The sequence below is a fragment of the Bacteroidota bacterium genome, from assembly GCA_039111535.1.
GTDB lineage: Bacteria > Bacteroidota > Rhodothermia > Rhodothermales > JAHQVL01 > JBCCIM01.
Window position 1 is genome coordinate 47,376 of sequence record JBCCIM010000001.1, and the last position, 14,131, is coordinate 61,506.

General features: G+C 52.3%; 10 protein-coding genes. 6 read left to right on the forward strand and 4 right to left on the reverse strand.

What is annotated here, in order from left to right:
* Window positions 1-159: 159 nt before the first annotated feature.
* Window positions 160-1,956, forward strand: a complete 1,797-nt coding sequence (locus AAF564_00220) for a GAF domain-containing protein (GenBank protein MEM8483935.1) — start codon at window positions 160-162, stop codon at window positions 1,954-1,956.
* Between the two features lie 298 nt (window positions 1,957-2,254).
* Complete coding sequence (locus tag AAF564_00225; GenBank protein MEM8483936.1) at window positions 2,255-3,289, forward strand: serine hydrolase; 1,035 nt, start codon at window positions 2,255-2,257, stop codon at window positions 3,287-3,289.
* A gap of 30 nt (window positions 3,290-3,319) precedes the next feature.
* On the opposite strand, the gene AAF564_00230 is transcribed toward AAF564_00225, so the two are convergent.
* Both AAF564_00230 and AAF564_00235 read right to left on the reverse strand, forming a co-directional pair.
* Window positions 3,320-3,721, reverse strand: coding sequence for a PIN domain nuclease (locus tag AAF564_00230; protein ID MEM8483937.1), 402 nt, complete (start codon window positions 3,719-3,721; stop codon window positions 3,320-3,322).
* Window positions 3,718-3,912 carry a type II toxin-antitoxin system VapB family antitoxin gene (locus AAF564_00235; protein ID MEM8483938.1) on the reverse strand — a complete coding sequence of 65 codons (195 nt, stop codon included), beginning with the start codon at window positions 3,910-3,912 and terminating at the stop codon, window positions 3,718-3,720. The genes AAF564_00230 and AAF564_00235 overlap by 4 nt, the downstream gene beginning before the upstream one ends.
* A gap of 245 nt (window positions 3,913-4,157) precedes the next feature.
* Here AAF564_00235 and AAF564_00240 point away from each other — a divergent pair, with 245 nt between their 5' ends.
* Both AAF564_00240 and AAF564_00245 read left to right on the forward strand, forming a co-directional pair.
* Window positions 4,158-5,555 (forward strand): FAD-dependent oxidoreductase, encoded by a 1,398-nt coding sequence (locus AAF564_00240; protein ID MEM8483939.1) that lies wholly within the window; start codon window positions 4,158-4,160, stop codon window positions 5,553-5,555.
* A gap of 27 nt (window positions 5,556-5,582) precedes the next feature.
* Window positions 5,583-7,070, forward strand: a complete 1,488-nt coding sequence (locus AAF564_00245; GenBank protein MEM8483940.1) for a sulfatase — start codon at window positions 5,583-5,585, stop codon at window positions 7,068-7,070.
* A 68-nt stretch (window positions 7,071-7,138) separates the two neighbouring features.
* On the opposite strand, the gene AAF564_00250 is transcribed toward AAF564_00245, so the two are convergent.
* Entirely contained in the window at window positions 7,139-8,917 is a 1,779-nt protein-coding gene (locus AAF564_00250) for an FG-GAP-like repeat-containing protein (protein MEM8483941.1), read from the reverse strand.
* A 131-nt stretch (window positions 8,918-9,048) separates the two neighbouring features.
* Here AAF564_00250 and AAF564_00255 point away from each other — a divergent pair, with 131 nt between their 5' ends.
* Both AAF564_00255 and AAF564_00260 read left to right on the forward strand, forming a co-directional pair.
* Window positions 9,049-10,182, forward strand: coding sequence for an L-dopachrome tautomerase-related protein (locus AAF564_00255; protein ID MEM8483942.1), 1,134 nt, complete (start codon window positions 9,049-9,051; stop codon window positions 10,180-10,182).
* Between the two features lie 390 nt (window positions 10,183-10,572).
* A complete protein-coding gene (locus AAF564_00260) occupies window positions 10,573-11,154 on the forward strand; it encodes a hypothetical protein (GenBank protein MEM8483943.1) in 582 nt (193 codons plus the stop codon).
* A 10-nt stretch (window positions 11,155-11,164) separates the two neighbouring features.
* On the opposite strand, the gene AAF564_00265 is transcribed toward AAF564_00260, so the two are convergent.
* Window positions 11,165-14,056 carry a serine/threonine-protein kinase gene (locus tag AAF564_00265; protein MEM8483944.1) on the reverse strand — a complete coding sequence of 964 codons (2,892 nt, stop codon included), beginning with the start codon at window positions 14,054-14,056 and terminating at the stop codon, window positions 11,165-11,167.
* Between the last annotated feature and the right edge of the window lie 75 nt (window positions 14,057-14,131).

Sequence of the window (14,131 nt, forward strand, 5' to 3'; positions counted from 1 at the left end):
TACGGTCAATTTTGAGCGAGTCAACCCAACGTTTGGCTAAAACAGTTGAGAAACGTCTGGAATAGTTCTAACTTGGCACGAAATCATGAGGTAGTTTCAGGCATCAGATACCAATCTCATAACTACCCCCTCAGCCTGAAACCCTAACTTTATCTTCCAATGCCTACGATAGAAGCCCAACTATCAGCAGAAAAAAAGAAGCTGGCGCTTGTAAAAGAAGTCGGGCGCGCGCTTTCCTCTGCGATGGACCTTGAGTCTTTGCTCAAGCTCATCGTGGAGAATATTACGCTGTTGATGGAGGCAGACCGGTCTACGTTATATCTGCTCTCGGAAGACGGGCAGTTTTTATGGTCGCGGCTCGCCCAGGGCAACGAAGAGGTAGAGATACATCTCAAAATTGGAGAAGGCCTCGCCGGCTGGGTTGCCTCTTCGGGAGAAACCATCAACATCCCCGATGCCTACAGCGACGATCGGTTTCAGCCGGCGTACGACCAGAAAACGGGCTACCGCACCCAATCGATTTTATGCATCCCGATGCGCAACCACGTCGGGAATATCATTGGGGCCGTTCAGGTACTCAATAAAAAAGCCGGCCCGTTTATGCAGGACGACGAAGAGCTCCTTGCAGCCCTCGCCAGCCTCGCAGCCAGTGCCATCGAGAATACCAAACTCTACCAGTCGGTTGTTACAAAGAACGAAGAGCTCTACGAAACCCAGGAAGAGCTCAAACAGCGTGGCTTCGAACTAAACGTGCTCTATGATATAGAGCGCGAAATGAACTCGCTGCACGATCTCGATGAGTTGCTCGAACGCATTTTGCGTCGGTCCATCGAAATTGTTGGCGCTACAGCCGGCTCCATTGCGTTGATTTCAAAACGCATGGGCGACCTGCGTTTCCATACCACAGCCGGACAGCACGGCGACAGCGTTCTCAAACACAGGCTACAACTTGGTAAAGGCGTCATCGGCTGGGTTGCAGCAAATGGCAAACCGGCCATCGTCAACAACCCAGACGCAGATCCGCGTCACGCTGCTGAAATTGCTGACCGGATCGGACTGAACCCCAATCATATTCTGTGCGCGCCGCTTGTTTATGGCGGCGAAACGCTTGGCGCCATCGAGATCATTGACAAGCTTGGCCCGTCAACACGGGGCGATTCCCCTGTTTTTGATGAAGATGATTTACGCCTGCTCGAATTGATTGCCGGCCAGGTTTCTCGCGCGGTGCAGCTTGCCCGTGCAAATGTAGAACGCGAAAATGAAAATCGCCTTGCCACCATCGGCCAGATGATGGCCGGCGTGATGCACGACCTCAAAACGCCGATGACCGTCGTTTCCTGGTATGCAGATATGATGGCGGAGATAGAAAATGAGGACGAGCGGAAATCCTACACAGAACTGATCAAACGCCAGTTCGACATGATGGATGGGATGACGCGCGAAGTACTCGCATTTGCACGCGGAGAATCCCATCTCATTATCCGAAAGGTATACCTCTCGCGTTTTCTGGATGACATGGTCAAACAGCTCGAACACGAGCTTGCCGACAAAAACGTGCAGATCAAGCTTGAAGCAGCATATAATGGTGTAGCGCATTTCGACGAAAACAAAATCATGCGCGTTATCCATAACCTGGCGCGCAACGCGATGCAGGCCATGCCCGATGGCGGCGAGTTCAGGATTCGAACCAGCACAACTGACGACAGCCTCATCTTTGAATTCAAAGACAACGGACCGGGCATCCCCACAGAAATGCAGGGCCGGCTCTTTGAACCTTTTACCACTGCCGGCAAGGCAGAAGGCACCGGCCTTGGTCTCGCCATCGTAAAGAAGGTTGTCGAAGACCACGAAGGCAAAATCGCCTTCTCCTCCACACCCGACAAAGGCACCTGCTTCCGCGTTACCCTACCCAAACGCGAAGAAGAAATGGCAGATGAAACGGCGCTGCCTGGTTGAGCGTCAATAGCTCACCAGGAAAAGGGCCGTCATCTACGTTAGCGGCGACCTATTTAATCTTGATGGGTCTTTTCTATTACGCACTACTTCCTGATCCAGCACACTGTCATCCTCAGCTTGACGGGGGATCCACAGGCATGATGCTCTACAGGGATGTTTAATGCTATCCGGGTGGATAACCAATCAAGTTGGGGATGACGGTCAACGGGGCAACATGGCGATCAAAGTGTCAACCTATAATGGACGGTCTCAGGTTAACCGCCAAGCCCTTCATCATTTGCAAATTGCCAATACTGATATGATCAGGTCTGCATCAACTACATTTTCGATAAGAACCCTTCTGCTGTGGCTATTTGTTGCCGTTCTCCCCACCATCACTGAGGCACAACCCGCAGATAAATTTGCACCCCTCCTCGATCGCGCGGACGAACTCGCGCCGCTTAACAGCCTGATCATCTACCAGAAAGGAGAAATTGTAGCTGAGCGGTATTATCGCGGGATGAAAGCAGACAAAGCGGTAAACATGAAGTCCGTTTCTAAAACACTGCTTTCTCCACTTGTTGGTATTGCAATGCGAGATGGGTTACTGGAAGGTCCTGATCAGAAAATTGCTGACTTTCTCCCCGAATATTATGCAGAAATAGACGATGCCCATCGAAATCAAATCACATTGCGCGATGTGCTTTCGATGACAACCGGACTCGAAGGCACAAGCTTTGGGACCTATGGCGCATGGGTCGCTTCGAAGGACTGGGTCAAGTATGCGCTTGACCGGGATATTGCTTGTGAGATTGGTGCGTGCATGACGTACAGCACGGGCAACACGCATTTGATTTCAGTGATCCTTTCACGCGCCAGTGGTAAAAACCTGCGTTCTTATGCGCGCGAGGCATTTTTCAGGAAACTGGGCATCCCGATGCACAAGTGGGACCAGGATCCGCAGGGGTACTACCTCGGCGGCAACAACATGGCGCTGCGTCCCCGCGACATGTTGCGGTTCGGGCAGGTGTTTTTGAACAAGGGGCGCTACAAAGGTGAGCAACTGGTGCCGGCGGAGTGGATAGAAATTTCCTGGGAGCCGCGTACCATCTCCCCCTGGAATGGGCACCGCTATGGCTACCTGTGGTGGTCCCGGGTGTTTGGTGGTGAGCAAACCTATTTTGCCTGGGGATACGGCGGGCAATACATTTTCATTTTACCCGAGCTTGAATCGATTGTAATAGTCACTTCATCGCTGCGAAATCGGCCACGCGGTGTTGATCACAACCAGGCAGTGCAGCAATTTTTGTCTGAAGAGATTATCCCCACCCTCAGGGCGAGCGGCGACAGGTAAACGAGATAAAGTGCTACGCCAGGCCTCAACTTAAACACTCGCCCCAATCGTTTGTAATCCAAAAACTTCTACAAACGGCAGAAAGTCTTTGTCGGAGAAAAGCAATGCGTGTTTTTTTACAATACAGAACGTAGCGATGATCACATCTGCCGACTTTCGGATGGTTATCCCCTGCTTTCTTAGTGTTCGAAAAAATGCTGCACTTTTGATAGCGTTCTCCCTGCCAAGCAGCTCAAAAATTGTCAGGGAAGACAACAACTGCTTTGCCTGCTGATAGTCTTTATCAGACCGAAATCCCTGAAGGATTTCAAGAAGGATTAAATCACCAATTGCGACAGGCTCGTTTCCCAGCAGTCGATCGAGCGTATTTGTTTGTGGCGTGTCTCTTCCATTGAAGAAATCGATCCAAACACTTGTGTCGACGATGATCATGAGTCCGTTCGCATTTGGTCGAGATCTCCTTCCCAACGAACCTTGCCGCGGAGTTGCTTTATCTTTTCTTGTCGCGCAAGTCGAACAACTGTTTTCAATCCAAACTCAACGGCTTCTCGCTTCGTTTTCAAACCCGTAAGCTTGAGTACTTCGCTCATCAAGTGATCATCAATAACTATGTTGGTGCGCATATCCAAAACCCAATGTGTATATATCCCAAACATCATACACATCCCAACTCAACCGAGTTTCCTGGCAAATCAAGTACAACCGGGTTGGGCTCGAAGAAAAGAATCACCATTCCACGTGCACTAAATAGACGCTATTCCTGCGCCATACATACCTCCTTTTTCACGCAACCCTTTACAATCAACAAAAAAGCACTTTTCTTAATGCAACCCACCCGTTTGTTCTACCAGAACATATTGCACGTGATATGGCAAAGCTTGGAAGCGCTGCATCCCCCCTTCGTGTTGCAATCATCGGCGCCGGCCCTGCTGGATTTTACGCCGCAGCCCACCTGCTGAAGCAATCCGAACACACCATCCATGTCGACTTGTTCGACAAACTGCCGACACCTTTTGGCCTCGTCCGCGGAGGCGTTGCCCCGGATCACCAGAAAATTAAGTCGGTCACACGGCAGTACGACAAAACAGCCAGCCACGAGAATTTCCGTTTCTTCGGTAACGTTACACTGGGTGAACACGTCTCGGTGGAAGACCTCCGCAAGTATTACCACCAGATTTGTTATACCACGGGCACCCAGACCGACCGCAACCTGGGCATCCCGGGCGAAGGCCTGAACCGTAGCCATTCCGCTACAGAATTTGTTGCCTGGTACAACGGCCATCCTGAATACAAACACCTTTCGTTTGATCTTTCACAGGAAAGCGTTGCTGTGATCGGTGTGGGCAATGTAGCAGTAGACGTTGCGCGGATTCTGTGCCGTACAGCTGACGAACTGGCAAAAACTGATATTGCAGACTACGCATTAGAAGTGCTGAGCAACAGCAACGTGAAAGAAGTGCACATGCTTGGCCGGCGCGGGCCGGCACAGGCTGCGTTTACCAATCCGGAAGTAAAAGAGCTTGGCGAAATGGAAGACGCCGACGCGTTTGTCCTGCCAGAAGAAGCCGCACTGGACCCGCTAAGCCAGGCCAACCTGGAAGCCAGTCCGGATCGTAAAATATCACGCAAGCTTGAAATCATGCAGGGCATGACCAGCACACCTGTGTCTGGAAAATCAAAAAAGCTGGTTATCCGCTTCCTGGTTTCTCCAACAGAAATTATTGATGATGGGACGGGGAGTGTTGGCGGCATGAAGCTCGTCAAAAATGAGCTCTACCTGAACGACAAAGGCGTCTTACGGCCGCGGTCAACCGAGACCACAGAAATACTCAACGCCGGCCTCGTTTTCCGCTCTGTTGGATACCGTGGCCTGCCCCTGCCGGGTGTGCCTTTCAACAGCGACTGGAATCTGATCCTCAACGAGCAGGGCCGCGTGTTGCGCGAAGATACCCGGGCACCCCAAACCGGCGAATACACCGCCGGCTGGATCAAACGTGGCCCAAGCGGGGTGATCGGCACCAACAAAGCAGATGCTGTTGAAACAGCCAACTGCATGCTCGAAGATTATATGGCCGGCAAAACACTAGAGCCCGCCCATACCAATCCGGAAGCCATTGTGAACTTACTCAAAGAGCGGCAACCGGATTATTTCAGCTATGCTGAGTGGCAACAACTGGATGCGCTCGAAACAAGCAATGGAGTAGCACTTGGCCGGCCCCGACTCAAGTTTACTGACATTCCCTCGATGGTTGCTGCTGTCAAATAAATTTATCCTGCCAAACCCTACAATAATATGATGCGCCTGATTGCTGTACTCGTGCTGGGTACATTGGCCCTGAGTTGCGACACCCCTGTAATCTCTGTTGCAGAACCCGGGCAATCCGACAAACCCAATATTCTGTGGTTGGTTGGCGAAAACATGAACCTCGACCTGGGTGTGTACGGTATGCCGAACGTCCACACACCGCATCTCGATTCACTTGCCGAAAACGGGCTCCGCTACACCCACGTGTTTGCAACTTCCCCCGTTTGCGCCCCGAGCCGGTCTGCGTTTATGGTTGGTATGTACCAGACCACCACCGACATGCATCACATGCGCTCGCACCGGGATGATGACTATCGGCTGCCCGAAGGCGTCCGCCCGCTCACGCACCGCTTGCAAGATGCCGGCTACTTTACCGCCAACATCAAGTACATCGATTCGCTCGAAGTAGGCACCGCTAAACTCGATCTCAACTTTGTCAATGAAGGTCCGGTTTATCAATCCAATGACTGGTCGCAGCTGCAATCCAGCCAACCGTTTTTTGCGCAGATCAACATGCCGGAAAGCGAATACGACATTTACGACCGCCAGACGTGGAAGCATCCCCGCGTAAAATGGTACGGCGAAGAGCAACACCCACAAATTGCCACTGCAGAGAATGTAAATCCACCACCCTACTACCCGGATCACCCAATTGTACGGGAAGAGTGGGCGCGGTACTTGAATTCTACTTCGGGCATGGACATCCGGATTGGCTGGATTCTCGAACGGCTGCGGGAAGAAGAATTGGCGGACAACACCATCATCGTATTTTTTGGCGACAACGGCCGCATGGAGCCACGCGGCATCCACTGGCCCTGGGATACAGGCCTGCACGTACCGATGATCATTTATTATCCGCCGGGCATGGATACGCCTCCGCAATATGAAGTGGGTGGCGTTAATGACGATGTGATCAGCTTGCTCGATCTTACAGCCACAACCCTGGAAATGGCCGGCCTCGAAAAACCGCGCGGTATGCAAAGCCGGCGCATTATCGGCGAAAAAGCAGATCCTCCCCGCACATATGCTTTCAGCGCACGCGACCGAATCGACGAAACAGAACTGCGCATGCGGTCGGTGCGGGGCAAAAAGTACCACTACATCCGCAATTACAGCGAAGGCGAAGGATTTGCCACGTTGAATCGCTACAAAGAGAAGTGCTTCATGATCAAGCCGTTGATGCGCGAGTTAATGGCGGAAGGCAAACTCACTGGCCCTGCACTCGATCTCATGCAGCCGATGCCATACGAATCGTTGTACGACACCGAAGCTGATCCACACGAAATCAACAACATCGCAACATCAACCAACCCCGAACACCGGGAAGCCCTGCTCAGTATGCGGGCTGCGCTTGATACCTGGATTGCTGAAACCGGTGATCTGGGTGAATGGCCAGAGGCTAGAGAAATTGTCGCCCCGTTCGAAAAAGAAATGCACGACTGGTTTGGCACCCCCGACTGGGTCGACAGTGACTGAGGCAAACGAATGGTTCGTTTGCTGTTGAAGGTTGAAAGTTGCAGGTTATTTTCCTTTGGGCTTGTAGCTTAGGGGGTGAAGACTATGGTTTGGCGGATTGTCTCATTACCGGCTTGGAATAAGGTAACGTAAACGCCGGCTGGTACTTTTATGCCGGCTGTGTTTCTTCCATCCCAGGCTAGCGTGTACCTGCCGGGGGCCTGGGCGCCTGTATTGATACGCCGTACCTGTTGGCCCAGTTGATTATAGATTGCTACACTTACCACGGCTTCTTTTTCCAGCTGGTAGTCGAAGGTTGTTTGTGTACTGAAAGGATTGGGATAGAGCGCATTCAGGCTAAACGCAGTGGGCTGTGTTTCTTCCTCCACTGCCGTGGCTGTTGAAATGTTATCAAAAAGGAAAATGCGGTCAGCAAGTTCATCGATGGCGGTGATATCGAGGTCACCGTCGTTATCGCGGTCGTGCAGGATCGTACAGGAGGCTGCGGTTGTGGCCGGCAGCGTGAGCCGGTGGATGTAAGCACCGTCGCCGGTATTTTCCAGTACCGTGTAGTCGTTGCTGGAGAAGTTGCTGGTAACCAGATCGAGATCACCATCGCCATCCAAATCTCCCAAATCTAGCGCCAACGGGAAAACGCCGGTTTCATAGTTTGCAGCCTCTTGCAGCGTCCCGTCTCCGTTACCAAGGACTACAGAAACTGTGGCATTGCCTGTATTAGACGAAACCACATCGGCAAATCCGTCGCCATTCACGTCGCCGGCGGCCAGCATCCACGGGCGTGCCCCTACCGATACTTTTTCGGAAAACACGACATTGCCCTGTCCGTCACCCAGGTACAAAAGCAGTTCATTGCCGGTGTAGGTGCCTATAAAAACATCCAGGATGCCATCGTTGTTTGCATCCGCCGAAGCGCAAGCCGTTTCGCCAGAACTTCCCGTTTCGATGTTAACTGGCGCAGTAAATGAGCCACTGCCGTTGTTGCGCAGCAGCGATATTGTGCCGGTACCCCGGACGCCGCTTCTGTTGGTAGTCACAATATCCATCATCGTGTCGCCATCCAGGTCGAGGGTACAAAGGCCGCGTACTTCAGTGTCTGCTTGCGCATTTTGTTCGTGACTAACCGAGCCATTTGCCTGCCCCATCCACACACTAATTTTATCGCTTTGGGTGTTGCCAACAGCAAAGTCAATCATCCCATCGCGGTTGAAATCCGAACCCTCAATCGGGCTGGGGGTGTCGCCTTCCGGGATTGGATACACATCAAAATCACTGTAGCCGCCGGCGCCATCGTTTAGAAATATGCGTATGTCATTGACGTCTTCGTTGGGAATCATGAGGTCGCTGTACCCGTCCCGGTTCAGGTCGCCGGCATACGCACCGTATGAACGGACACGCCCTTCATTAGCAAAGCGAGTAGAGATATCGTCTATCTGAGAGAAATCAAAGCCAGCTGGCGCAGATCGGGTCCAAAAATTCCAGGTGTAGCCGTGGGCCATTGGTTCGCCAGCCATGCTCTGGATGCTGCGGGCCAGAGACACCGTTACCCATTCGCCGGCCATAAACGGTTTGTTCGGCACAAACCGAAGCACAGTATTATCGCTTTCCAGCGAGATTGCCCCCTCCCGCACACCAGACCATCGCCCAAACACAAAAATGGCAGATGCATCAACCGAGATGGGGTCTACAGGGAGATCAAATGTAAGCATAAGCTCAGTAGTCGCGGCTGCTGTAACAGTTTGCGATGCCGGAAACAAAGAAGTAACAGTCGGGGCCTGTCCGAGTGCCAGCGGCGTGCACAGCATGACATAAATAGGAATCACCCAGCCCAGTGCATATTTTTTTCTCATAATCCCGTTTGTTTTCGCTGGTTTGTTTTCGCTTTCTTTATTACCGGCAGCCAGGTCGCACTATCTACACAACCACATCACAATACAGTTGAATAAAGACCTGCGATACCCTTTTAAATGAACGATACACCATGAAATGGTTTCTAAGGGCAATTGCTTTTGCGCTTTTCCTCATTGTTGTACTCGCCATCCTGCTGCGCGTCCGCTACGGCGGTGGCGAATACTACCCCGATCTGAGTACTCCACCGCTTTGGGGTCCAGATTCTCTTGAGGTTGCTGCCACACTCGAACAACCGCCAGGTAACCTCGCGGTCTCTGCAGATAACCGGCTGTTTTTCAACTACCACCCCGAGTCCAAACCCGTCGGAGGTAGCACAGTGTTTGAATGGGTAGACGGCGCCCCGGTACCCTACCCGAGTCAGGATTTTCAATCGAACTTCATAGCCGTGCTTGGCATGTTCATCGACCAGCAAAACCGGTTGTGGACCCTCGACACAGGTAACCAGGGTCTGGAGCCAGTCCGCCTGTTGGCGTTCGATCTGCACACCAACGCCGTCGTTCACGACCACACCTTCCCCAAAGATATTGCGGAGTCGCTTTCTTTTATGAATGACTTGCAGGTCTCTTCAGATGGTCAAACAATTTACATTGCTGATGTGAGTTTCTGGCGACAAAATCCGGCCCTGGTGGTCTATGACATAGAAAGCAAGGAAGCCCGCCGGCTTCTCGAAGGCCACGAATCGGTAGTCGCGCAAGACTGGATTGTGCGCACTGATATCAAAGACATGGTGTTTGTTGGCGGCCTCGTTGCACTTAAGCCCGGCGTCGATGGCCTGGCTCTCAGCAAAGACGACGCGTGGTTGTACTACGGCGCCATGACACACGACGGCCTGTACCGGGTACGCACTGCCGACTTGCTCGATCAAACCCTCGATGCAGCAACGTTGGGGAGCCGAGTGGAACGCGTGGGTACCAAGCCCCTCAACGATGGCCTTACCATTGACGTTGACAATAATGTGTACATCACAGCCGTTGAACACAATGGGGTCATTCGCATGAACCCCGACGGCAACCTCGAGTCCCTGATTGACGACGATCGCGTACGTTGGGCTGACGGGATCAGTTATGGCGGGGATGGATACATATACTTTACCGACAGCGCAATCCCCGACCTGATGCTGCAATCCAGGGCACACATTGATGCGCGGGCGCCGTTTTACATCTATCGGTTCCGGGCTGATGTGGAAGGAGTGCCGGGAGGGTAGATGAATGCCGATTGTCGAATGCCGATTGTCGAGTGGTTGTTGGTTAACGCAGTACCATCTCCACACGTCATGCCGGACTTGATCCGGTATCCAGATAGGATTGCCGCGTTTCGAGTGGGTGAGGAATGGTACCATTCTTCGCCGATGTCATCCTGAGCCGTGCGAAGGATCTCTGCGGGACTTGCAGGCCCTTGATTGCTGAATGCGGATTGGTGATTGCAGAATGTTGATCTGTTTCAACCATGTCATCCTGAGCCGTGCGAAGGATCTCTGGCAGCATGGCACATGTATCCTGGGGAAGCGCGTCGAACAATTATACATCAACTAACTGCAACAACACGAATCGAAATCCCGAAAAAACGAGAGCACATAATCACGAGTACCTCGATCATGAACAGAATGAAAACTACTTCTTGTTTGGCACTGCTTGCTTTGTTGTTTATCGCCATCCCCGTGAGCGCGCAGGAGGTTGATTTTGATGTGCCGACTGAAATCAACATTATCCAGGGCCGGCTTTCGGTAGTCTTTAATGAAGGCATCGGCGCGGCAGATGCAGAGGTGTTAATGAAGAGCCTGGGCTACCCCATCTTACAAAAACACTTTTATGAATGGACTTCGCGGGCACACGCAGACCAAATGCTTACCGAAGAAGAGGTGCGGGATATCAAAGCACAAGCCGGTGTGGTGAATGTATCCCAAACGGCCCTCGACAATGTACATTCAACAAACGCACCCGACGATTCTGGCTCCCTCGGCTACCTGGTGATTGTTACTTTTGCAAGCCACATTACGCGCCAAGCAGCAGCCGATATCCTCGAGCCGTTTTCAGCATTCGATTTCACCGCTGTTGCCTCACCGCCAAACGAAGTGATTATCGAGGTGGGCGACAAAGATGATGTAGCCATGGCTGTGCTGCAAAACCAGGAGCAAGTGCGGTGGGTGACTTACGTGGGTATCGGAAGCGGCGGCTAAATATATTCACCTAGACGCCGGCGCACTGAGTACGTAACTGTTGTACACCGGCAAGTTTCGGGTGTGAGGTGGACAGGTACCGATAGATGCTGGTTGCTTCATCAAGGAGCTTCAATGCCTCCGCACATTGCCTTTGCGTAACGCGCAATGTACCAATTCCGGTTAAGGTTCGGGCCAGCGTTGAATTTGTTGAGGCCAGCTTTTCGCGCTGTAGTTCGAGTGCAAGAAGATACAACGAGTCGGCTGCGGGTGCGTCCCCTAATGCGTCCTGAATACTGGCATGTACAGCCCAGGCAGCCCCCCAACGTGGGTGCCCGGTATCAAGTCCTATTTCATAGGCGTTTAGTGCTTTGTTAGAAAACGCAAGCGCTTCATCAGGCTGATTTCTCGCTAATAAAATACGCGCCTTCCAGCTGAAACTTGCGGCTGTTGAACGATGCTCGTTCCCGACCAGCTTCATCAACATTGCAGTCGCACGATCCGAATACGCAAGCGCCAATTCTGTTTTTCCTTGCTCGAGAAGCGCCTGACCTAGATAATCCAGGTTAAGGGCAATATAGACGTGTTCTTCGCCAAGCGTTTTTCTATCGATTTCCATCACACTCCGATACATGCGCTCCGCCCCCGCATAATCGCCGTATACCATACGCAGTCGGGCCATGTTGTACATGGTACTGCCTACACGGGAGTCCACCTCGCCAAAGATTACTTTTTGGATTTCCAAAGCCGTTGCAAACAACGAATCTGCCTCCAGATAGGCCCCCAGCGATTGTTTAGCAACCGCTTTGCGTACCATTACAGAAGCCGATTCGGCATGATTAAAACCATAATTATGGATATAGACCTCTAGCGCCTCGCCAAAGAGCGAGTCAGCAATTTCATATTCAGCCTGATCGAGTTTTTGTGCGCCCAGATTGGCGAGACTGAGCGCAAAGTGTGGATGTTGCTCCCCGAGCGTAACGCGCCGACTTTCTAACACTTCGGTATACAGCGACTCAGCTAGTTGAACATTATCGGTGGCTGAGTACATGGTGGCCAGGTTGTTCTGCAAAGTCAGTACGTCGGAATGATTCGGATCATCATATTCCTCATCATAAATGGCCAGGGCTTCATTGTAGTACGATATGGCAGTATCGTATGCTGCTCGGTCATTATGAAGGATCCCTAAACCAAGCGCGCTTTCTGCCACATCCAGATGTTTTGGTCCAAACAGCCGAACCCGCATATCGTAAGATCGGCGATACAAAGAATCAGCTTCGTCAAATTCCTCTGTAAGTCGCTTCAGCCAGGCAAGGTTGTACAAACTTGTGGCAATATCGGGATGATCAGGGCCATTCACTTCCTCGCGGACCTTTAACGCCTGAAACAGTAGCGAATCTGCTTTTTCAAAACTGCCTAATTCTCTATAAACCCTTCCCAAGGTGGCCAACATTTCACCCTTTACCTCTGGTTGATCCTGCAGCTCCTCATTGATGCGCCCTACGCCCTGATCGAGTAATTCTCGAACCTGTATGGAATCACCTTGCGCCTGTAACATGGGGTTAGATGCTTCAAACAAGCTGATGGTGAACTCCTTTACACGGTCTGCTTTTGCCGCTTCGCTGGCAGCTTCTCTCGCCTGCCACAGGGTAGTAAACAAGCCGGCAAAAAGGCTCATTACCAACAGTGATGCCAACGCCACAGCACTCCGATGCCGGCGCACAAACTTACCTGCCCGGTACCCAAACGTATCCGAACGGGCAAGCACGGGTAACCCTTCGAGGTGACGCCGAATATCTTCAAAAAATGCCTCCGCTGATGCATAGCGGCGATCGGGCTCTTTGCGCAGGGCCTTGAGCACAATCGTATCCAGGTCGCCGGCCAACCGCCGCTGCAAACGGTCTGGGTGTGTACTTCGCTGCTGACTCACAGTGACGGGGTCCGTGCCCGTCTTGTCCTGGACGGCTACAGAAGGCCGGCTTGGTGCTGATGCCGCGATTGCCTCGCTGATGTGTTTGGGTGACGCGTTATCCGCTACAAACGGCCGACGACCAACAAGCAGTTCATACAAAACCACGCCCAGCGCATACACATCCGTGGCCGTGGTTACGGGTTCGCCGCTGAATTGCTCGGGTGCAGCGTATTCCGGCGTCATCGGGGTACTGCCCATCTGAGTTAACGTTTGCCCGGGTGTGGTATCGGGAGTGAGGAGTTTGGCGATCCCGAAGTCGAGCAGCTTGAGCTCGTCAGCCGAGGTTACAAGCATGTTGGACGGCTTGAGGTCGCGGTGTACCGTCAGATTTTGATGCGCGTACTGCACTGCCTTGCATACGTGCTGAAAAAGCTGGAGCCGGGCGTCGATATCGAGTGTATGCTCGTTGCAATACTTGATCAGTGACGTGCCGGCAACGTATTCCATAACGATGTAGGGCCGACCGGCTTCGTCTACGCCGCCATCAAGCAACCGGGAAATGTTGGGGTGCCGCAGCTGTGCAAGGATTTGCCGCTCACGCAAAAACCGCTCGCGCACCTGTGCCGTATCGATGCCCTGCTTCATGAGCTTGAGTGCTACCTGCTGCTCAAACTGCCCATCGGCCCGTTCAGCAAGGTAGACGACGCCCATGCCACCACGACCAATTTCTCGTATGAGTTGGTAAGAGCCAACCCGGGTGCCGGCTTCAGCTATGGAGCCCTGATGAGTTTCCTGCAACAGCACGGCGGCATTCGATCCGTCTATAACATCCAGATAACTGGCAGCTTTTTCATGAGCCTCGCAGAGTGCTTCTACATGGGCACGCAAGTGGGGCTGCGTTTCACACGCGTTTTCCAAAAAGACAGCGCGTTCCACTCCAGACAAAGTGATGGCCTCGGCAAACAAGGCTTCGATTTGTTGCCAGTGCTGGCGTTCAAACTCGCTTTTCATAGACGTTATGTGAGATACCTGACAGTCGACACGTCTTAATCTGCGTTTTTAACAGAAAAAAACTGACAGACAGTA